This is a genomic window from Thermocatellispora tengchongensis, from assembly GCF_014202315.1.
Taxonomy (GTDB): Bacteria; Actinomycetota; Actinomycetes; order Streptosporangiales; family Streptosporangiaceae; genus Thermocatellispora; species Thermocatellispora tengchongensis.
In genome coordinates, this window is sequence record NZ_JACHGN010000001.1 from 397513 (window position 1) to 418343 (window position 20831).

Consider the following 20831-nt stretch of genomic DNA (forward strand, 5'->3'; position numbering starts at 1 on the left):
GTCGTGGTGTCGGAGGGGCCGATGAGCAGGGTGCTGGTGGTGGACAACCACGACAGCTTCGTGCACACCATCGTGCAGTATCTGCGGGCGCTGGGGGCCGAGTGCGACGTACGCCCCCGCGATCTCGTCGCGGTCGCCGACGCCACGGCGTACGACGGGGTGCTGGTCAGCCCGGGACCGGGCGCGCCCGAGGACGCCGGGGTGAGCGTGCCGCTGGTGACCGCCTGCGCGCGGGCCGGGGTGCCCCTGCTGGGCGTGTGCCTGGGCCACCAGGCCATCGCGGTCGCGTACGGCGCCACCGTCGCGCGGGCGGCCACGCTGATGCACGGGCGCACCAGCCGCATCTCCCACGACGGCGAGGGCGTCTTCCGCGGCCTGCCCTCACCCGTCACCATGACCCGCTACCACTCCCTCGCGGTGCGGGCCGGCACCGTGCCCGGCGAGCTGGCCGTGACCGCCGTCGCCGACGACGGCGAGATCATGGGGCTGCGCCACCGCTCCGCGCCGATCGAGGGCATCCAGTTCCACCCCGAGTCGATCCTGTCGGAGCACGGCCACACGCTGCTGCGGAACTGGCTGAGCGAGATCCGCGAACCCGTCGCCGGAAAGCTGTAACACCCGGCCCCGCCGAAACGACATTGTGGTGAGGGCCTCCGCCGTTGCCCCCGAGCGGCGGAGGCCCTCTCGTCGTCTCCAGAACCTGTCAGAACCCCGTCAGGCTAGAACCCGAGGTCGCCGCCGTCGCCGCCCGGGTTGTCCAGGTCGCCGCCCGGGTCCTCGAAGGTGGGCTCGTCGGTCGGCTCGGTGAAGGTGGGCTCGTCGGTGGGCTCGCCGAAGGTCGGCTCCTCGGTCGGCTGGGTGGGCTGCTCGGGGCCGGTGGACACGATCACCGTGATCGTGGTCCTGCCGCTGAGCTTGCTGCCCGCCGGCGGGCTGGTGGCGATCACGTTGCCCTGGGGCACGGTGTCGCTGGGCTGCTCCTGGGTGCGGACCCGGAACCCGGCGTCCTCAAGGAGCTGCTTGGCGTCGTCCAGGGTGTAGCCGGTGACGTCGGGCACCTCGATGCGGTCGGCCGGGACGTAGATGCGCACCGTGGCGCCCTCGTCGGCCTTCTCGCCGGGCTTCGGGTCGGTCTGGTAGACCCGGTCGGGGGTGCGGTTGACCGCCCGCGTGACCACGGTCACCTCGAAGCCCTTGGCCTTCAGCGCCGCCTCGGCGTCGGCGGGACTCTGGCCCACGACGTTGGGCACCTCGACCTGCTTGACGCCCTTGGAGACCTTGAGCTGGACCTCCGAGCCCTTCTCGACCTCGGTGCCGGCCGCGGGCTCGGTGCCGATGACCGTGCCCTTCTCCACGTCGGAGTTGAACTCCTGGACCACGGTGACCTTCAGCCCCATGTCGACCAGGGTCTTCTCGGCCGCCGCGGCCTGCTGCGTGGTCAGCACCGGGATCTTCACCTTCACGCCGCCGGTGTCGCCCGGCGAGCTGAGGAAGGCGTAGCCGACGCCGATGAACGCGCCGATGATCAGCAGCGGGATCAGGATCCACGCCGCGGTCTTCACCGCCGTGTTGCCGCCCGACGCGCGCCGCCGGCCCCCGCCGCCGCCCGCGACGCGGGTGCCGGTGTCCTCGGGGCCGTACTGGTAGTCGGCGATCGCGCCGGTGCGCTGGGTGGCCGGGCCCGGGGCGACCATGGTGCGGGTGGCGTTGGCGTAGGAGTTGTTGTTGCTGATCGCCATGGTCTGCGCGTCCACCGGCATGCCGGACATCGCCCGCTGCAGGTCGGCCCGCATCTCGGCCGCGCTCTGGTAGCGGTGGGCCGGGTCCTTGGCCATGGCCTTGAGCACGATCGCGTCGGCCCACTTGGGGATCTCGGGGTCGATCTGCGAGGGCGGGATCGGGTCCTCGCGCACGTGCTGGTAGGCGATGGCCACGGGGGAGTCGCCGGTGAACGGCGGCTGCCCGGTCAGCAGCTCGTACAGCACGCACCCGGTGGAGTAGATGTCGCTGCGGGCATCGACCCGCTCGCCGCGCGCCTGCTCCGGCGACAGGTACTGCGCGGTGCCGATGACCTGGGCGGTCTGCGTCATGGTGGCGGCGGAGTCGGCCATGGCGCGGGCGATGCCGAAGTCCATCACCTTGACGTCGCCGTTGCGGGTGAGCATGACGTTGGCCGGCTTGATGTCGCGGTGCACGATGCCGCCGCGGTGGCTGTAGTCGAGCGCCCGCAGGATGCCGTCGACCAGCTCGCCGGCGCGCTCGGGCAGCAGGCGGCGGTCGGCGCGCAGCAGGTCGCGCAGCGTGCGGCCGTCGACGAACTCCATGACGATGTACGGCACCGGCGTGTTGTCCATCATGTCTTCGCCGGTGTCGTAGACCGCGATGATCGACGGATGGTTCAGTGACGCCGCCGACTGCGCCTCACGACGGAAGCGGGCCTGGAAGGTCTGGTCGCGGGCAAGGTCCGAGCGGAGCGTCTTGATCGCGACCACTCGGTCCAGGCGGATGTCCCGGGCGCGATACACCTCGGCCATGCCGCCGCGCCCGACCACGCCGTCGAGCTCGTAGCGACCACCGAGAAGCCGAGGCTGAGTCATTTCCTGCACAGTCCCTTACCGTTCATCTTGGGTGCCGGCGCGCCCACGGGCCACCGGTGTCCATCATCGACCCCGCGTCGCATCACGTCTCCCCGTTCGGCGGGTTGTTATCACCCGGGTCCGGAGTGGTGCCTGGTGTCATGCTGGGCGATTGGGTCTGTGTGGGCGTTGGTGTCGGGGTCGGGGTGGGGGTTGGCTTGCGAGTCGGCGTCCGGGTGGGGGTAGCCGACTTGCTTACGGTAGCCGAACGCGACGGCGAGGGACGCGGCGACTTGACCGGAGGAATGGAGGTCCTCGTCCGCGAAGGCTTGGCCTTGCTCGGCTTCGGCGACGGTGACCTGCTGATACGCGTGGCCGGCGACTCCTCGGGCCCGCTGCCGCCGCCCGCGGGCGATGTGGGCAGACCCGTCATGGCGAGTGCGCCGAGGCCGACCGCCGCGGCACAGCCCGCCGCGGCGAAGATCACGGTCGTACGCCGCCGCCTGCCGCGCCTGCCGGCGGGCTCGGGGGCGTACGAGGGCTCGGGGGCGTACGAGGGGGAGGGCTCCCGGGGCGCCTGGACGCGCGGCATCGGCGCCGTCTTGGCCACGTTGCCGGTCACCTCGGGGGCCGGGACCGGCGAGGGGCGCCCAGGGGGCAGAGGGGGCACAGGCGGCGTCGGTGGCACCGGTGGCACCGGCGGCACCGGGGGCACCGGGGGCGTGGCCGGCCGGGAGCCGGTCTCCGGCTGCGCCATCGGCCGGTCGGTCGTCGCGGGGCGGCGGATCTTCCACCCGGAAGGGTCGGTCAGGTTGCTCAGATCGACGCCGCCGCCCGTGGCCAGCGTCTCGCGCAGGACGTACGCGCGGTCGGCCATCTCGCGCGCGCTGCCGGGCCGGCTGCCGGGGTCCTTGGCCAGCGCGGACATGACCAGCGCGCGCACCTCGGCCGGCACGTCGCCGGGCAGCGGGGGCGGCGGCTCGTTGAGGTGCTGCAGCGCGATCGTGACCTGGTTGTCGCCCGGGAACGGCAGCCGCCCGGCCAGGCACTCGTAGGCCACCACGCCCAGTGAGTACAGGTCGGTGGCCGGCGTCAGCGGGTAGCCCGCGGCCTGCTCCGGGCTGACGTACTGGGCGGTGCCCATCACCGTGCCGGTACGCGTGACCGGCGCGGCCTCCATCGACCGCGCGATGCCGAAGTCGGTGATCTTGATCAGGCCGGTCGCGGTCACCAGCAGGTTGCCCGGCTTGATGTCGCGGTGGATGATGCCCGACGCGTGCGCGGCCTGGAGCCCGCTGGCCGTCTGGTGCAGCACGTCCAGGGTGACCTCGGGGCTCAGCCGCGGATTGCGCGCCAGGATCGACGACAGCGGCTCGCCGGGCACCAGCTCCATCACGAGGTACGGCACCCCGTCGTGCTCGCCGTAGTCGTAGACCTGCGCGATGCCCGGGTCGCTCAGCCCCGCAGTGATCCGCGCCTCGGAGCGGAACCGCTGACGGAACTCCGGGTCGCCGGCGACGTGGCGCCGCAGCACCTTGATCGCGACCTCGCGGCCGAGCAGCTCGTCCCTGGCCCGCCAGACCTCGCCCATACCCCCGGTCGCGATCCGCGCGACCAGGAGGTATCGGTTCCCGAGCAGGGGGCCGGGCGAGGTCATCGATTCAGCACCGCCTCCATGACACTCTTGGCGATGGGCGCGGCGGTGACGCCGCCGGAGGCGTCGGTGCCCGCGCTGCCCGACTCCACGATGACCGCGACCGCGACCTTCGGGTCCTCGGCGGGGGCGAAGGAGATGAACCACGCATGCGGGGCCTGGCCCTCGGAGGTCTCGGCGGTGCCGGTCTTGCCGCCGACCTGCACCCCGTTGATCTGGGCCGCGGTGGCGGTGCCGTTCTGCACCACGCTGACCATCATCTCGCGCAGCTTGGCGGCGGTCTCCTCGCTGACCGCCTCGGTCCACTCCTCGGGCTCGGCGCTCTCGACCTCGCCGCCCTCGGCGTCGGCGATCTTGTTCACGAGGTACGGCTTCATGACCACGCCGTTGTTGGCGATGCCGGCGGCGACCATGGCCATCTGCAGCGGCGTCGTACGGTTGCTGCGCTGGCCGATCGACGCCTGCGCCAGCGCCGCGTCGTCCTCCTGCTTGCCGAAGTCGCTCGCCACGACCCCCATCGGGATCTCCAGCCGCTCGCCGCCGACGCCGAACTTCTCCGCCTGCGCCACCATCGCGTCGTACCCGAGCTCCATGCCGATCTTGCCGAACGGCGTGTTGCACGAGCGCTCCAGGGCGAACACCAGCGTCACCCGGCCGGCGCCGCACGCCGCGCCGCCGGAGTTGGGCAGGTCTGCGGTCGTGTTGGGCAGGTCGAGCACCTGCGGCGCGTCCACGATGGTCTGCGGGTCGCGGCTGTCGTCGTCCTCCAGATACGCCGCGGCGGTGACGACCTTGAACGTCGAGCCCGGCGGGTAGGTGCGGTCGATGGCCCGGTTGAGCAGCGGCTGGTTCTTGTCCTCGGCCAGCCTGTCGTACAGGCTGAACACGTCCTTCTTACTGGTCGTGGACAGCTTGTTCGGGTCGTACGACGGCAGCGACACCATGGCCAGGATCGCGCCGGTCTTCGGGTCGAGCGCCACCACCGCGCCGCGCTTGCCGCTGGCCCGCAGCGCGTTGTACGCCGCCTCCTGCGCCTTGGGCAGCAGGGTGAGATCGACGTTCGCGCCCTTGCTCGCCTTGTTGGTGAACAGGTCGATGCTGCGCCGGATCAGCAGGTCGGGGCTGCTGCCGTCGAGGAGCTGGTCCTCCGTCTGCTCGATGGCCGACTCGCTCTCGGGCGAGAAGAAGCCCGTGACGTGCGCGTACATCGGGCCCTCTGGGTAGCGCCGCTGGAAGCGGAACCTGTTGTCGCCCGTGTCGACGGACTCGGCCAGCACCTTGTCGCCCGCCGTGATCCGGCCGCGCTCGATCTCGTAGCGGGCGTAGAAGTTGCGGGTGTTGCGCGCGTCGTCGCGCAGGTCCTCCGCCCGCACCGCCTGGAGGTAGTTGACGTTGATCATCAACAGGCCGAACATCACCAGGCAGGCCACTGCGGCGCGCTTGAGTGGGCCGTTCATCGCTGAAACACCTGCGTCAGTCCTTCGTCCTGGATTGCCTGCGGCGGGGGCCTGCGGGCCGCGTCTGACATGCGTACCAGCAAGGCGATAAGAATCCAGTTAGCCAGCAGCGCGGAGCCGCCCTGCGACATGAACGGCGTGACCAGGCCGGTGAGCGGGATCAGGTTGGTCACGCCGCCCACGATGATGAAGATCTGCCAGGCCAGGATGAACGACAGGCCGCCCGCGAGCAGCTTGGAGAACGGGTCGCGGGCCGCGATGGCGGTGCGCAGGCCGCGCTCGACGATCAGCGCGTAGACCAGCAGCAGCGCCATCAGGCCGGTCAGGCCCAGCTCCTCGCCGGCCGCGGTGAAGATGAAGTCGGAGAACGACAGCGGGATGGTCTCGGGGTGTCCCTGGCCCAGGCCGGTGCCCAGGATGCCGCCCGAGGCCATCGCGAACAGGCCCTGCATGAGCTGGAAGCTGCTGCCGTACGTGCGCTCGTACAGGGCGGGGTCCTCGGGGTTCAGATAGACCTCGAAGCGGTCCTGCACGTGGCTGAACGCGAGCCCGGCCAGGATCGCGCCGCCGACGAAGAGCAGGATTCCGATCAGCACCCACGAGGTGCGCTGGGTGGCGATGTAGAGCATCGCGATGAAGGTGCCGAACAGCAGCAGCGACGAGCCGAGGTCCTTCTGCAGGATCAGCACGCCCAGGCTGACCGCCCAGGTGATGAGCACCGGGCCGAGGTCGCGGGCGCGGGGGAGGTCGATGAACAGCAGGCGGCGGCCCGCCAGCGCGAGCACGTCGCGCTTGGCCACGAGGTAGCCGGCGAAGAAGACGACCAGGGCGAGCTTGGTGAACTCGCCGGGCTGCAGGGAGGAGAAGCCCAGGTTGATCCAGATGCGCGCGCCGTTGCGCTCCTCGCCGATGAACGGCAGCAGCGGCGCGATCAGCAGCGCGAGGCCGACGAATCCGGCGGTGTAGGTCATCCGCTGCAGCGCGCGGTGGTCGCGCAGCACGATCAGCGTGACCGTGAACATCACGATGCCGGCCCCGGTCCAGAAGAGCTGGGTGCTCGCCGAGGCGAGGTCTTCGCCGCCCTCCTGGATGCGGTAGATCATCACCAGGCCGATGCCGTTGACCAGGGTGACCAGGGGGAGGATCAGCGGGTCGGCCCACGGGGCGAACTTCGCCAGCACGAGGTAGGCGGCGAGCATCAGGCCGCCGAGGCCCAGGCCGTATCCGAGCATGCCGGCGGGGATCTGGTCGTCCAGGGCCAGGCCCACGTTGGCGTAGGCGAGCATGACGATGCCGACGGCGAAGGCGAGCATGAGAAGCTGCGCCCCGCGCCGCTTCGCGGGCAGCGGGACGGGATTGCCGCCGACGGCGCTCATCGGCGCCCTCGCCCGGCGCGCTGGGCCACGCCTCGGGGCGGCGTGTCCGCGCTCGTTCCTGTTGTCGTGGTCTCGCTCGTCGTCGCTCGGTGCACCGAACTCACCTAGGGGGACCTCGTCGTCTGGGGGTCGGGGCTGGCCACCTGCTGCTCGGCCTGCTGTTCAGGCTGCTGCTCAGCCTGCTGTTCGGCTTGCTGCTCGGCCTGCTCGGCCTGCTCGTTCTGGCGCCCGGTCGGCTGCTTGGGGGCGGGGCTCGCGGACGCCTTGAGCTCGTTTATCTTCTTCAGGCCCTCATCGACGCTGGTGACCGGGATGCCGTCGCGCACCTGGCCCTGCTGGAAGGCGCTCAGGGCCGAGACCGACTGGCCGGTGGCGCGTACGACCTGGAAGAACTGCAGCGGCCCCACCTCGGCGTCGATGCCGCGGAAGACCACGATCTCATCGCCTTTGGTGCCGATGAAGAACTGGTCCTGGGTCCACTGGTAGCCGAAGTAGCCCCCGACGGCGACCACGGCGACCGCCAGGCCGAAGACCGTCGCCAGCACCGGCCAGACGCGGCGGCGCCGTCTGACCGGCCGGGCGGCGACCGCCTCGGCCATGGGGGATTCGAGGTCGTCGTCGGTGATCACCGGTTGCGGCGCGGTGATCGTGGCGGCGCGGGCGCCCGGGAGGTCCGGTGGTCGCAGCCGGTTGGCGCCGGCGGCGCCCACCACGGCGGCGTCGCCGGTGGTCATCGGCGTGCCGTCCTCCACCTCGATGACGTCGGCCACCACGCAGGTGATGTTGTCGGGCCCGCCGCCCCGGTTGGCCAGGTCGATCAGCGCCCGCACGACGTCTTCGGGCTCGTCGAGCGTGGTGAGCGTGTTGTGCAGGGTCTCGGCGCTCACCACCCCGGACAGGCCGTCGGAGCACAGCAGGTAGCGGTCGTCCACCTGGGCCTCGCGCAGGGTGAGGTCGGGATCGACCTCGCCGCTGCCGTCGAGCGCCCGCAGCAGGATCGACCGCTGCGGATGCGTGGCGGCTTCCTCGGGCGTGATCCGGCCGTCGTCCACCAGGGACTGGACCAGTGTGTGGTCATGGGTGATCTGGTACAGCTCGCCGCGTCGCAGCAGGTAGGCGCGCGAGTCGCCGACGTGCACGAGCGCGACCTGGGTGCCGTTCCAGAGCATGGCGGTGAGCGTGGTGCCCATGCCCTTCAGGCTGGGATCCCGGCCGACCATCTCGTGCAGTTTGCGATTGGCGTCGCGCACCGCCGCTTCGATGGCGCTGAGCAGATCACCCCCGTGGGTGCCCTCTTCCAGAGAGGCCATTGCGGCGATGGCGACCGAGCTGGCCACCTCACCGTGAGCATGCCCGCCCATGCCGTCGGCGACGGCGAGCAGGCGGCCGCTTGCGTACGCCGAGTCCTCGTTCCCTTCGCGGAGGAGGCCGACGTCCGAGCGGGCGGCGTAGCGGAGTGCGATGGTCATTTGCGCAATTCAATGACGGTCTTGCCGATGCGGATCGGAACACCGAGCGGCACCGGGGTCGGGCGGGTGACTTTGGAGCGGTCGAGATACGTGCCGTTTGTCGAACCGAGATCTTCCACGATCCACTGACCGTCCTGAGGGAAGAGCCGGGCATGCCGGCTCGAAGCGTAGTCGTCGCTGAGAACCAGCGTGGCGTCATTCGCCCGGCCGATGGTGATGGGCGTCTCCGTGAGATTGATGATGGTGCCCTGCAGGGGGCCACCGGTGACCACCATCTGCCGTGGCTCCCCCTTCTTGGGCTTGACGGTGGGTCGCGCGGCGGCCTTGGCCGCCTTGCGTGCGGGTGCGGTCGCGGTTCGCGGTCCGAACAAGTCTGTCCGGATCACACTGACCGCGGCAATCACAAAGAACCACAGCACCGCCAGGAAGGCGAGCCTGATCAGCAGCAGCGTGAGCTCGGACATGGACCGTTTGTCTACCTCTAATCGCGCCGGAAAACCAGAGTCGTGCGCCCCAACGTCACGCGAGTGCCGTTCTGGAGCTCGACCCGGCGTACCGGCTGGCCGTTGACGAAGGTGCCGTTGGTGGAGCCCAGATCGACGAGCGCGACCTGCTGCCCCTCCACCCGCAACTCCGCATGATGACGGGACACGCCTGGATCGACCAGTCGAAGATCGCAATCGGTGCCGCGCCCGAGCAGAGTCACCGGCGTGGTGAGCTCGAACGAACGCTGCCCCTGCGGGTCGTCCTGCGTGGACACGAGCAGCCTGGGCCGCCCGTTGAAGGCGTGGGAGCGACCCTGCGGCACGTCGCTCACCGGCTGGCGGATCTCGTCCTGCTCGACCGTCGCTCCGCGGATCACCCCCGAGCGGATGCGGAAGAGGCCGACCGCCAGGTCATCCGCGGTCTCGAACCGGACCCGGACCGGTCCCACGAAGGAGTAGCCCTGCTCCTTGGCGTACTCCCTGGCGAGGTTGGCCAGCTCGTGGCTGATGCTGTCGGCGTACACCTCCAGCCGCTCGCTGTCGGTCGTGGACAGCTCGACCACGAAGTCGTTGGGCACGAGCGTGCGCCCCTGAGCCACGATGGCGGCCCGCTCGTCCATCTCCCGCTGCACCGCGCTGGCGACCTCGACCGGCTGAAGGTCAGATTTGAACGCCCGCGCAAAGGCCCCCTCAACCAAGCCTTCGAGCCGTCGCTCGAAGCGCTGAAGGACTCCCACCGGGTACCTCCCTTCCTCCATCGTCTGTAGGGATCGTATCCGGGTTCAGCACCATCGGCGGTTCCGTGCTACTGTTTCTCAGCACCCACAAGGGCGGGTGGCGGAACGGCAGACGCGCACGGTTCAGGTCCGTGTGTCCGAAAGGACGTGAGGGTTCAAATCCCTCCTCGCCCACTCGAATGTAGCCCCGGCGTCCGGGAAGCCTCGCTTCCCCCGCCGGGGCATTCTCGTTCCGTGACCTGGTGCGCATCGCCCGGGTTGGACGTCCGGGCCCCGTGCTCAGGTTCCCGCCGCACGCCGGCGCGCCGTACACGCCCGGTGGCGGCGGGGCCGCAGTTACGTCCGGGACCACGGTCGAGATCGGCGCCCAGATCCGCACCGAGATTTGACGTGCCGCCGGGCCGCGCGTGACCGGAGGGCGCGTGATCGGCCGTTGCGCGACCGGCGCGACCGGGTAGTGCGGCGCGACCGGGTGGCGCGGTGCGACCGGGTGGCGCGGTGCGACCGGGTGGCGCGGTGCGACCGGCCCGCGCCCGGCCGCCCGTTGCGCGGCCGGGCCAGGCAGGGGGCCGAGGGCTCCCGGCAGGGCGCCGGGGGCTCCCGCGGGCATTCTGCGGGCTCGCAGGGGCGCGCGGAGGCCGATGGGGCGACCCCCGTACGCCGCCGCGTGGCCCCGCCGCCGGGGTAAGTTGCCGGCGGGGCTGGGCTGTGCGGGCGGCGGGGTCATGTCGGCGGCCGTTCGCGGGTGACGGGGTGGGGGGTGGTGCGATCGTGGATCAAGGTAGTGCGTCGGTCCCTATGTTTGAAGCCCCGGACGGGTCCGTACGGGGCCTGATTTTTTGGTGATGGCCGGTCACTGCCACCTTTCACGGTCTTTGTAACGTAAGTCGCTTGAGTCGGGCTTTCGGATCGCTTGCAGCACACAGTGATCGCGCTGTGCCGGCCCGTCTTCGTTACGCCCATAGTGAAACGGCGCCGGTCACGGCGCGCCGGTGGCGGCCGAATAGAGCTCGATCTCGTTCAGCATCGCGCACCGGGGGCCGATCTCCGCGTCGCACGGGGTCGTCGCAGTGGTTATGATCTTGATGTGCCGGATCGCCCGTGATCGGGGTGGTTCCGGGGTGAAGTAGTCCATGGCGTAACCCGTGTGGGCCTTCACCGTCACGACCGGCCGGCCCCAGTGCCCGCCATCGGCCGACACGTAGACCTCGGCGTCCGCCGGATGCCCGGGGCGCAGGCTGAGCCCGATCCGGCCGAGTGCGACCCCGCGGCGAAGGTGCAGCACGACCTCACCGCGTGCCGTCGCGCCGACCGCGCTCGACCAGTACTCCGTGCTGCCGTCGAACGCGCCGCCGATCCCGGTGCGCGGGCGCGCCGCGGCGGCGGGCGTGCCCGGGGGCGGCCACGTCATCGTGGTCTCCACGGTGAGCCCGCCCCGCCGGAGCAGGCCGGCGAGGTCGATCCTGGCGGCCGGAGGGCCGGCGAAGGGAGTGTGGACGCGGACGTGCCGCCGCAGGATGCCGTACGCGGTGCCGTGCTCGAAGCGGCCGTCGCGCGGGCACATGCGCTCGTCCGGCCGCCCGTCGTGCCGCAGGCCGGGCAGCTTGCAGTTGTCGAACACCTGGATCAGCCGGTGCGGCCCGAGCGGCGCGATCCCGCTGTAGCCGGACGTGCCGTGCGTGTCCCGCACCCCGTCCCGGTTGTGGTACGTCACCCGCTGCGGCTCCCAGCGCTCGCCCGCGCCGTCCGTGGAGACCGCCAGCCAGACGTCCGGGCGTCCCGCGCTGAGCACCAGCACCCCGTTGGGCATCAGCAGCAGCTCCGGGTCCACGCCGGGGACCAGGCAGGAGCCGTCGTCGAAGACGAGCGGCGCGGGCGGCGTCCAGGTGGCGCCGCGGTCGCGGGAGCGGGTGGTGAACAGCGCCGAGTACGCCCCGCCGTCGCGCCGCAGCACCGCGAGCAGGCTGCCGTCGGCCACCTGGGCGACCGTGGCCTCGTTGTACTCGTAGCCGCCGCCCGACACCGCCAGCACGCCGCGCCTGGTGAAGGTGCGGGCGCCGTCGGTGCTCGCGTAGACCTCCGGCTGCTGCAGCGCCGACCCGGCGTACCGGGCGTAGAAGGTCTGCAGCAGGGTGCCGTCGGCGAGCTGGACCGGCGAGCCGTGCGCCACGCCCCAGCTCGACAGGGTGCCCGGCGTCGTCAGGACGGCCTGGCCCGGCTGCCAGGTCCTGCCGTCGTCGGACGAGACGCTGACGCCCAGCCTGTTGGTGTGGGCGTCCACGGCGGTGGAGTAGTAGTCGGCGGCCAGCAGGCGGCCGTCGTGCAGCCGCACGGGCGCGTTGCGGAACGGCGACCCGCGTACCGGGCCGAACGTCTCCCCGCCGTCGTGCGACACCGTCATGCCGCTGACCTGGGGGACCACCGAGTCGGCGTTCCGCGAGAACGACGCGATCACATCGGTGCCGCGCGTGCCGTCGGGACGTACGACGCCGATGGCCGCGACCCCGGGGAACCCGGCGTACCCCTCCGGCTCGGCCTCGGCGATCCAGCGGGGGGAGTTCTCGGCCGAGAGGGCCTGGCCGTCCTCCGTGCCGGGAACCTCCGGGCCGACCGAGCAGTACGCCCGCGGCTCCGCCCGCGCCGGCACCGGGCGGGCCGCGTACGCCGCGGGCAGGCACAGCAGCACGGCGGCGGCGTACGCGGGCACGACGCGGGGTGGCACCGAGCGGGGGCGGGGCGGCAGGGCGCGGTAGCGGGTCGGCACGGGCGTCAGCGGGTCGTGGCGGCCGAGGTGTCGAGCAGCTCGCCGAGCAGGTCGGTCAGGCTCACCATGCCGACCACCGCGCCCGAGGCGCCGGTGACCAGGCCCAGGTGCGCGTGGGCGTCCTGGAGCACGGTCACGGCCTCGGGGATCGGCGTGCCCGGCTGGATCGACGGGATCGGCCTGGCCAGCGCGGCCGGGTCGGCGCCCGGCTGGGTGAGCGCGTCGCGCACGTGCAGCACGCCGATCACGTCGTCGGGCCTGCCCCGGTTGACCAGCAGCCGCAGGTGGCCGCTGCTGCTGGCGACCCGGCGCACGGTGGCGTGGGCGGCGCCCGCCGGGACGGCCGCGGCCTCGGCGATCGGCAGCATCAGCCGGCCCACCGGCTGCTGCTGCACCCGCAGCGCCCGGGTGAGCAGGTCGTGCTCGGCCCGGTCCAGCAGGCCCATCCGGCCCGACTCGCCGACCAGCATCGCGAGCTGCTGCGGCGTACGGGTGGTGGCCAGCTCGTCGCGCTGGTGCACCCCGAACAGGCGCAGCAGCGCGTTGGTCGAGCCGTTCAGCAGCGCGATCAGCGGCCGTACCGTCCTGGTGAAGGCGCGGAACGGCAGCGCCAGCCACAGCACCGCGGTCTCGGGGTGGGTCAGCGCCCACGACTTGGGCGCCATCTCGCCCACCACCATGTGCAGGAACGTGATCAGCGCGAGCGTGATCGTCAGCGAGATCGGGAGCTGCAGCGACCCGGGCACCCCGGCCGCGGCGAACACGGGCGCGAGCGCGTGCTCGATCGCGGGCTCGGTGACCATGCCCAGGCCGAGCGTGCACAGCGTGATGCCGAGCTGGGCGGCGGCCAGCATGAGCGAGAGCTGCCTGCCGCCGCGCGCCGCGGCGCGGGCGGCGGCCCTGACCAGGCGCCCGCCGCCGCTCGCGGTCTCCTCCAGCCTGTGCCTGCGGGCGGAGACGAAGGCGAACTCGGCGGCGACGAAGAAGGCGTTGCCCGCCAGCAGCAGCACGCCGAGGAGGATCGCCGGCATGAGGCTCATCGGCGTGCTCCCGCCGCGCTCGCGGCCTCGACCGGCACGGCCGGTACGGCCGGGGCCAGCCGCACCCACTCCGGGACCCGCCGGTGCACCGACAGGACGGTGAGCTCGGCCCGCTGGGCGGGCGCGTCGTCGTCCTCAAGCGGGTCGGCGTCGGGGGCGAGGGTCACGGTGAGGGTGTCGCCGGGCTCGGGCATGCGGCCGAGCAGGGCCAGCACCAGGCCCGCGACGGTCTCGTAGTCGTCGCTCTCGGGCAGCGACAGCCCGGTGGCGCGCTCGACCTCGTCCACGCGCAGCGTGCCGGGGAGGTCCCAGGCGCCGTCGTCGCGGCGGGCGGGGCCGGGCGGCTCGGGGTCGTTCTCGTCGATCAGCTCGCCGACCAGCTCCTCGGCGAGGTCCTCGACGGTGATCACGCCGGCCAGGCCGCCGTACTCGTCGATGACGCAGGCCATGTCGTCATGGGCGGTGCGCATCCGGTCGAGCACGGCCGGGAGCGGCAGCGTGGCGGGCACCAGCAGGGCCGGCCGGGTGATCTCGGCGACGGGGGTGCCGTCGGGCACGCCCTCGGGGCGCGCCAGCAGCTCCCGGACGCCGGTCACCCCGGTCACGCCGTCGTCGCCGAGGACCGGGTAGCGCGAGTGGCCGGAGACGCGCATGGCGTCGAGCAGGTCGGCGACCGTGGCCTCGGCGCGCAGCAGCACCACGCGGGGGCGCGGCACCATCACGTCCTCGGCGGTGTGGTCGCCGAACTCCAGGGCCCGGCCGAGCAGGTCGGACAGGCGCGGCGGCAGCTCGCCGGACGCGCCCGACTCGGCGATGATCCGCGACAGCTCCTCGGGGGTGGCGCCGTGCTCGATCTCCTCCACCGGCTCGACGCCGACGCGGCGCAGCAGCCGGGTGGCCGAGGAGTCGAACAGCCGGATGACCGGGCCGGCGACGGCCAGGTACACCAGCGTGGAGCCGGCCAGGAACTTCGCGACGGGCTCCGGGCGGGCGATGCCGAGGTTCTTGGGGGCGAGCTCGCCGAGCACCATCTGCACGGCGGTCGCGACGATCACGCCGATCGCCACGGCCACGCCGGTGACGGCGGCGGACGGCAGGCCCCAGGCGGTCAGCCACGGGCGTACGGCGTCGGCCACCGCGGGCTCGGCGAGGAAGCTCACCAGCAGCGCGGTCACGGTGATGCCGAGCTGCGCGCCGGAGAGCATGAACGACAGGCGCTCCGTCACCTTCAGCGCGCGTGCGGCGGAGGAGTCGCCGGCCTCCGCCTGCTCGCGGAGAATGCCGCGGTCGGCGGCGACGAAGGCGAACTCCTGGGCGACGAAGTAGCCGGTGGCGGCGGTGAGGAGGAGGAGGGCCAGCAGGCCGAGGGCGATGCTCACCGGAGGCGCACCGCCATGTGAGGCGAGAAATCAGATGATCTAGGTCCCGTGCGCGCGCACGGGCAGGTACTCCACGGGTCCTGACTGGACACGAGCGTCCTTCCACTGGGTGAACACGTCGCCGGAGCGACGGCTGGGTCTCGCCAAAGCTAACGAGGCGGACCGCCGCGGTTGTTTCCGCGCCGCCGGTGTTTTCCCATGCGAGGGTCGCGCCGGGGCCTCAGGTGACCGTGGCGGGCCGCGGATGGCGTGATGAAGGCGGGTTGCAAGCGCTCTGCGTACTTTTGCGTTGGAAAGACTTTGCCGACACGCGAGCGTCGGAGACCGGGCCCGCGTAGCGTCGAAGTGACGGCGGGTTTCGCCACGTGCGCGGAACGTCGGACTTGCCGGGACCCTTGCGTATTGTCGGAATCCTTGACTGAAAGAACGGGACGGAAGACGTGGCTGACTGGCGGGAGAGCGGGCGGCGGTCGGGTGAAGACGACCGCACGCGCAGAATGCGCGCGCCGGAGCCCGGCATCGGGCTGCCGGCCTATCCGGTCCAGGGCCCGGCGGGTCCGGGCGGGCGTTCCGGAGGACCGGGCGGAGCCGGGCGTCCGGCGCCGGAGGCGGTCGCGCCCACGGTGGTGCAGCCGGCCTTCCCGGGCCCGCCCCCGTCGCAGGTCCCTCCCGGCCCGTCCGGCCCTCCCGGCCCTCCCCCCGGCCCTTCCGGCCCCGGCAGAGAGGCATTCGATGACGGACGGCGCGTGGCGACCTCGCGCGTGTACGGCAAGGAACGTTCCGGGCGCAGCCCGGTGCGGCCCCTGCCCGGCCAGGGCGGCCCGCCCGAGGCCGGCGCGTTCGGGCCCGCCGGCCCCGGCGCGGGCGGCCCGGTGAGGCCGCGCAGGCGGCGGCGCCCGCTGCGGATCGTCGTCACCGTCGTCGCGGTGCTGCTCGTGCTGCTGCTGGTCGGCGCGGTCGGCGGCTACTTCTGGATCAACTCCAAGCTGGTCTCGATCCCCGGCGTGCTCGACGACTACGAGGGCCGGCCGGCCGACACCCCGGGCACCAACTGGCTGCTCGTGGGCTCCGACAGCCGCAAGGGCCTGTCGGCGGCCGAGCGCCGCAAACTCGCCACGGGGCGCGCGGCCGGGCAGCGTACCGACACGATGATGCTGCTGCACATCCCCGAGGGCGACGGCCGCCCGACCCTGGTCAGCCTGCCCCGCGACTCGTACGTGACCATCCCCGGCAAGGGCCGCAACAAGCTCAACGCCGCCTACGCCTTCGGCGGCTCCCGGCTGCTCGTGCAGACCGTGGAGACGGTCACCGACATCCGCATCGACAACTACATGGAGATCGGGTTCGCCGGGTTCGTCGACATCGTGGACGCGATCGGCGGGGTGAACATCTGCGTCAAGCAGAACATCAAGGACCCCAAGGCCGGCATCAACCTCAAGAAGGGCTGCCAGGACATGGACGGCGGCACCGCGCTCGGCTACGTCCGTACGCGCGCCACCGGCGCCCTGCCCGACCTGGACCGCACCCAGCGGCAGCGGCAGTTCTTCGGCGCGGTCGTGAAGAAGGCCGCCAGCCCCGGCGTGCTGCTCAACCCGTTCACCTCGCTGCCGCTGGCCTCGGCCGCGGCCGACTCGGTGACCGTGGACGACGGCACCGGCGCGTTCGACCTGCTCTCGCTCGGCCTGGCCATGGGCGACGGCCCGGTGACCACCGCCGTGCCGGTCGGCTCGACCCCGACCCTGCCCGGCGTCGGCTCGGTGGTGCAGTGGAACCGCGAGAAGGCCCTGCGCCTGTTCGAGGCGCTGGAGAAGGATCAGGCCGTGCCGAAGGACGTGCTGAACAACTAGCCGCTCGCGAGCGTCCAACAGACGTAAGCATCACGTAATCGAGACAGGGAGCCGGCGGCGCCATCCGCGTGCTGTTGTAGTCCCAGGGTCGCGTCCATGGAGGGGTTACCGTGAACAGCATCAAGGTGATGGCCCGTCACCCGATCACCTGGGCCGTGCTCGTCATCCTGGCGGTGGCGTTGGCCGTCGCGCTCTACCTGTTCCAGCCGTGGCGGCTGTTCACCACGGTCGAGGTCAACGAGGCGCTGCCGGTCACGGGCGGCAGCGCCGAGCCCGCGGCCCCCGGCGAGTCGGCGCCGCCGTCGCCCGAGCCCGCGGCCAAGCTCAAGACCCTGTCGCAGGGCGAGTTCATCTCCCACGAGCACCGCACCTCCGGCGTGGCCAAGGTGATCGAGCTGCCCAGCGGCGAGCGGGTGCTGCGGATCGAGGACCTCGACACCTCCGACGGCCCCGACCTGCGCGTGTGGCTGAGCGACCAGCCGGTCAAGGAGGGCACCGACGGCTGGTTCAACCTCGACGACGGCAAGTGGGTCGAACTGGGCGAGCTGAAGGGCAACCGGGGCAACGCCAACTACCCGATCCCCGAGGGCACCGACCTCGACTCGCTGAAGAGCGTGACGATCTGGTGCAAGCGGTTCAGCGTCTCCTTCGGCGCCGCCACGCTCGCGTAGCGTCCGGTGTCGTCCGGGCGGAGGTCTTGGGCACCAAGACGATCATCTGAGAATCTTGGTGTATGCGCCTATCCGAGGAATTGCACGCGATCGGCCGTCCGTTGCTCGGCGCACAGCTCGCGCATCCCACGGTCGCCGGCATCGCCCGGGGCGACCTGCCCGAGGCCGTCTTCCGGTCCTGGCTGGAGCAGGACTACCTGTTCCTGCTCGACTACGTGCGGGTCTTCGCCAGGCTCGCCTGGCAGGCCCCCGACGCCCACCTCGGCGACCTGGTGGACCTCGCGCACGCGACCCTGCACGAGGAACTGGACCTCCACCGGTCGCTGTCGGCCGAGTTCGGGGCCGACCTGGAAGGGGCGAAGAAGGGGCCGGCCTGCGCGGCGTACACCGAGTTCCTGCTCACCGCCGCGGCCGACTACGGGGAGGGCCTGGCGGCGCTGTACCCGTGCATGTGGGGCTACTCCACGCTCGGCGGCATCCTGATGGAGGCCCCGCCGAACGAGCCGCGCTACCGCAGGTGGGTCGATACCTACGCCGACCCCGGCTTCGCCGCCCTCGCCGCCCGCATCGGCGAGATGATCGACGAGGCCGCCCCCGACCCCGACCGCGCCAAGTCCCTGTTCCGCTCCGGCATGGCCCACGAGCTGGCGTTCTGGGACGTGCCCCGCCCGTAGCCCCGCCTTCCGCGCTCCCGCCCCCGATCACAGGGAGTGGCGGACCGAGCCGGTCCGTACGAAAGCGCCGGACCGGCCGACATATCGTGGAGGAATGCCAGAACTCCCGGAGGTGGAGTCGCTCGCCGACTTCCTGCGCGCCCACGCCGTCGGCCAGACGGTCGCGTCCGTCGAGGTCGTGGCCTTCCAGGCGCTCAAGACCGTCGATCCCCCGGTGACCGCCCTGGGCGGGCTCACCGTGACCGGCGTCGCCAGGCACGGCAAGTTCCTCGACCTCGACTGCGACGGCCTCCACTTCGTCACCCACCTCGCCCGGGGCGGCTGGCTGCGCTGGCGCGACGACCTCAGCGCCGCCAAGCCCGTACGCCCCGGCAAGGGCCCCCTCGCCGTCCGCGTACGCCTCGCGCCCGGCGACGACGGCAGACAGCCCGGCTTCGAGCTGACCGAGGCGGGCACCCAGAAGCGCCTGGCCGTCTACGTGGTGGGCGACCCCGCCGAGGTCCCCGGGGTGGCCTCGCTCGGCCCCGACCCCCTGGCCCCCGACTTCACCCCCGACCGCCTCAAGGCGATCGTCAGCGGCAACCGTACGCAGATCAAGGGCCTGCTCCGCGACCAGAAGGTCATCGCCGGCATCGGCAACGCCTACTCCGACGAGGTCCTGCACGCCGCGAAGATGTCCCCCTTCAAGATCGCCTCATCGCTCACCGACGCCCAGATCGCCGACCTGCACGAGGCCATCGTCACCACCCTGCAAGACGCCGTGGAGCGCTCACGCGGCCTGGCCGCAAAGGACCTCAAGAGCGAGAAGAAGTCCGGCCTGCGCGTCCACGGCCGTACCGGCGAGCCCTGCGACGTCTGCGGCGACACCATCCGCGAGGTCTCCTTCGCCGACTCCTCCCTCCAGTACTGCCCCACCTGCCAGACCGGCGGCAAGCCCCTCGCCGACCGCCGCCTGTCCAAGCTCCTCAAGTGACCCGGGAAAATAGACCCATGAACATCCCAGAGGTGCCCGCCGCGGGCGTCCCGGCCGACGCGTACCTGCTCGACGTACGCGAGCTGGACGAGTGGCAGGCCGGCCACGCCCCCGGCGCCACCCACATCCCCCTGAGCGAACTCCAGCACCGCGTGGGCGAGATCCCCCAGGACACCGAGGTCTACGTGATCTGCCGAGTAGGCGGCCGAAGCGCCCAGGCGACGATGTGGCTCAACCACCTGGGCCACCAGGCGCTCAACGTGGAGGGCGGCATGCAGTCCTGGGCCGCCGCCGGCCGCGAAATGACCAGCGAAACCGGCACAGACCCCTACGTCGCCTGAAGCCCTGTCACCGCCGGCGCGCTCCGCGCGGAAACCGCCTTCGCTCCGCTCACCCGCCTTCTCCAGGGTCGGGCTTCGCCCGACCCCCACCCGGTGCCCCTCCACCCACCACCCGCCTGGCGCCCACCCGGCCCGCGCGCTGACGCGCGCGGCAATCGCCTTCGCTTCGCTCAACCGCTCTTATCAGGTCGGGCTTCGCCGACGCTCGCGCCCCAACCCGAACGCCTACCCCAAGAACCGGGGCTAAGGAAGCGACAGAAGACCCCGAACGCGGCGAGCCACAAGGCCACTCGCAGTGACACACCGATCAGGCACCGTCGGCAGCGGCACAGATCGGAGCCGCCTCGCAGTGACGCACAGGTCAATGCCCCCTCGCCGTCCCGCCGAGCGAAGGCACCCCCAGTGACGCGGCCACCATCCGTCGTGCCCAGGCGGTGAACTCCACGTCCTCGCGGCTTCCGGCGTCCGCCTCGCTCATCAGCATCGCCGCCTGCCGGATCTCGGCCAGTGCGACATCCGTGACGGCCCGTACCACGATCGGCTGCACGTCCTCCGGGGCGATTCGCGGATCGTCGGTCCGCAACCCACCGGCCGACCGGCCCAGAGCGCCGACTCCTACTTCCTCGCCGCCCAGGTCGAAGGGACGCGAATCGCCCGTCATGAGGAGATCCCGGGCGGCGTGCACACCGAACTCGCCGAGGCTCTCGGCACCCCGCTCACCGGCGCGGTGGAGGAGCTCGTCTCGCGCATGCCGACACCGGCCGAGACCGAGCTGCTGCACCTGCCGCCCGGCACGCCGGTCGTGGAGCTGACCCGGGTGATTCACGCCGGCGAGCGTCCTGTGGAGGTCACCCTCTGGTTGTTCGACGCGTCGCGGCACAGGTTCGTCTATGAGGTTCCCATCGACTGACCGGAGCCTCGTCGCGGGACTGCTGGGCACCGGTGTCGTACGTGCCTGTTCGGGCAGCACACGACGCCGACCGTGATGAACCGGCCGCCCGTCAGCCACTCGCCCCACTGCACGTCCACCCCGCGCGCCAGCAGGTCGCGCGCCTGCTCAAGCCGCTCGTCCAGCCCGATCCGATCCGGATGCAGGAACAGCCCTTCGGCGGCCTTGTACTGTTCGGCCAGCCACGCCGTCGCGTCCTGGACCTGGCTGAAGGTGCCCGCGATCCGGGAGGCGGGCTTCACCAGCCAGTCCCCGGTCCGCATCGGCGGCAGCGGGGAGGTCGCGAACTCCGGCGAGTCCGGACGGCGTTCCGCCTCCCTGCCGCGGTCGTCCCCGGGGCCGATCCAGGTGTAAGCATGCCAGTGCATGGGACGGCGCTCCCGTACAGTCGTAGGGGGCGGCCCCTGCTTGCCATCATCAGGCGGGGACCGCCCGGCAG

Annotated in this window: 19 protein-coding genes and 1 tRNA gene; 8 read left to right on the top strand and 12 right to left on the bottom strand. The window is 72.0% G+C overall.

Going from position 1 to position 20831, the window contains the following annotated elements; genetic code table 11:
• The first annotated feature begins 21 nt into the window (after positions 1-21).
• Entirely contained in the window at positions 22-615 is a 594-nt protein-coding gene (locus HNP84_RS02010) for an anthranilate synthase component II (RefSeq protein ID WP_185047566.1), read from the top strand.
• 104 nt (positions 616-719) lie between these two features.
• On the opposite strand, the gene pknB is transcribed toward HNP84_RS02010, so the two are convergent.
• The 7 genes from pknB to HNP84_RS02045 form a co-directional block, all read right to left on the bottom strand.
• On the bottom strand, positions 720-2597 hold the full coding sequence (gene pknB, locus HNP84_RS02015) for a Stk1 family PASTA domain-containing Ser/Thr kinase (protein ID WP_185047567.1): 1878 nt from the start codon (positions 2595-2597) through the stop codon (positions 720-722).
• A gap of 82 nt (positions 2598-2679) precedes the next feature.
• Positions 2680-4233: a serine/threonine-protein kinase gene (locus tag HNP84_RS02020; protein ID WP_185047568.1), complete on the bottom strand. Its 1554-nt coding sequence runs from the start codon at positions 4231-4233 to the stop codon at positions 2680-2682.
• The gene (locus HNP84_RS02025) at positions 4230-5687 is read right to left on the bottom strand and encodes a peptidoglycan D,D-transpeptidase FtsI family protein (RefSeq protein ID WP_185047569.1); all 1458 of its coding nucleotides are present in this window, start codon (positions 5685-5687) and stop codon (positions 4230-4232) included. Before HNP84_RS02025 ends, HNP84_RS02020 begins: the two co-directional genes overlap by 4 nt.
• Positions 5684-7063, bottom strand: a complete 1380-nt coding sequence (locus HNP84_RS02030; protein WP_185047570.1) for an FtsW/RodA/SpoVE family cell cycle protein — start codon at positions 7061-7063, stop codon at positions 5684-5686. Before HNP84_RS02030 ends, HNP84_RS02025 begins: the two co-directional genes overlap by 4 nt.
• Positions 7064-7167: 104 nt before the next feature.
• Positions 7168-8532, bottom strand: a complete 1365-nt coding sequence (locus tag HNP84_RS02035; RefSeq protein WP_185047571.1) for a Stp1/IreP family PP2C-type Ser/Thr phosphatase — start codon at positions 8530-8532, stop codon at positions 7168-7170.
• Entirely contained in the window at positions 8529-8996 is a 468-nt protein-coding gene (locus tag HNP84_RS02040; RefSeq protein WP_185047572.1) for an FHA domain-containing protein FhaB/FipA, read from the bottom strand. Before HNP84_RS02040 ends, HNP84_RS02035 begins: the two co-directional genes overlap by 4 nt.
• Positions 8997-9013: 17 nt before the next feature.
• A complete protein-coding gene (locus HNP84_RS02045) occupies positions 9014-9754 on the bottom strand; it encodes an FHA domain-containing protein (protein WP_185047573.1) in 741 nt (246 codons plus the stop codon).
• A 91-nt stretch (positions 9755-9845) separates the two neighbouring features.
• Here HNP84_RS02045 and HNP84_RS02050 point away from each other — a divergent pair.
• Positions 9846-9928 (top strand) — tRNA-Leu (locus HNP84_RS02050).
• An 805-nt stretch (positions 9929-10733) separates the two neighbouring features.
• On the opposite strand, the gene HNP84_RS02055 is transcribed toward HNP84_RS02050, so the two are convergent.
• From HNP84_RS02055 to HNP84_RS02065, 3 genes are read right to left on the bottom strand one after another with little or no spacing between them, the layout of a single operon-like run.
• Positions 10734-12518 carry a sialidase family protein gene (locus HNP84_RS02055; RefSeq protein WP_185047574.1) on the bottom strand — a complete coding sequence of 595 codons (1785 nt, stop codon included), beginning with the start codon at positions 12516-12518 and terminating at the stop codon, positions 10734-10736.
• Between the two features lie 5 nt (positions 12519-12523).
• Entirely contained in the window at positions 12524-13558 is a 1035-nt protein-coding gene (locus HNP84_RS02060; protein ID WP_185047575.1) for a CNNM domain-containing protein, read from the bottom strand.
• Complete coding sequence (locus HNP84_RS02065) at positions 13555-14937, bottom strand: hemolysin family protein (RefSeq protein WP_185047576.1); 1383 nt, start codon at positions 14935-14937, stop codon at positions 13555-13557. Before HNP84_RS02065 ends, HNP84_RS02060 begins: the two co-directional genes overlap by 4 nt.
• A 746-nt stretch (positions 14938-15683) precedes the next feature.
• Here HNP84_RS02065 and HNP84_RS02070 point away from each other — a divergent pair.
• The 5 genes from HNP84_RS02070 (at position 15684) to HNP84_RS02090 (ending at position 19443) form a co-directional block, all read left to right on the top strand.
• Positions 15684-16784 carry an LCP family protein gene (locus tag HNP84_RS02070; protein WP_312923420.1) on the top strand — a complete coding sequence of 367 codons (1101 nt, stop codon included), beginning with the start codon at positions 15684-15686 and terminating at the stop codon, positions 16782-16784.
• Between the two features lie 110 nt (positions 16785-16894).
• Positions 16895-17455: a DM13 domain-containing protein gene (locus HNP84_RS02075; protein ID WP_312923422.1), complete on the top strand. Its 561-nt coding sequence runs from the start codon at positions 16895-16897 to the stop codon at positions 17453-17455.
• Positions 17456-17517: 62 nt separating this feature from the next.
• A complete protein-coding gene (locus tag HNP84_RS02080) occupies positions 17518-18129 on the top strand; it encodes a TenA family protein (RefSeq protein WP_185047577.1) in 612 nt (203 codons plus the stop codon).
• A gap of 94 nt (positions 18130-18223) precedes the next feature.
• Positions 18224-19102, top strand: a complete 879-nt coding sequence (locus HNP84_RS02085; RefSeq protein WP_185047578.1) for an Fpg/Nei family DNA glycosylase — start codon at positions 18224-18226, stop codon at positions 19100-19102.
• Positions 19103-19119: 17 nt separating this feature from the next.
• Positions 19120-19443: a rhodanese-like domain-containing protein gene (locus HNP84_RS02090; RefSeq protein WP_185047579.1), complete on the top strand. Its 324-nt coding sequence runs from the start codon at positions 19120-19122 to the stop codon at positions 19441-19443.
• A gap of 361 nt (positions 19444-19804) precedes the next feature.
• Here HNP84_RS02090 and HNP84_RS52455 read toward each other — a convergent pair whose 3' ends face one another.
• Positions 19805-20104: a hypothetical protein gene (locus tag HNP84_RS52455; protein WP_246517703.1), complete on the bottom strand. Its 300-nt coding sequence runs from the start codon at positions 20102-20104 to the stop codon at positions 19805-19807.
• On the opposite strand from HNP84_RS52455, the gene HNP84_RS02095 reads away from it, so the two are divergent.
• Positions 20093-20353, top strand: coding sequence for a UTRA domain-containing protein (locus HNP84_RS02095; RefSeq protein ID WP_312923564.1), 261 nt, complete (start codon positions 20093-20095; stop codon positions 20351-20353). The two genes, HNP84_RS52455 and HNP84_RS02095, sit on opposite strands and share 12 nt — an antisense overlap.
• Here the strand turns inward: HNP84_RS02095 and HNP84_RS02100 are convergent.
• Positions 20332-20760, bottom strand: a complete 429-nt coding sequence (locus HNP84_RS02100) for a hypothetical protein (RefSeq protein ID WP_185047580.1) — start codon at positions 20758-20760, stop codon at positions 20332-20334. The genes HNP84_RS02095 and HNP84_RS02100 overlap by 22 nt on opposite strands.
• Positions 20761-20831 lie beyond the last annotated feature (71 nt).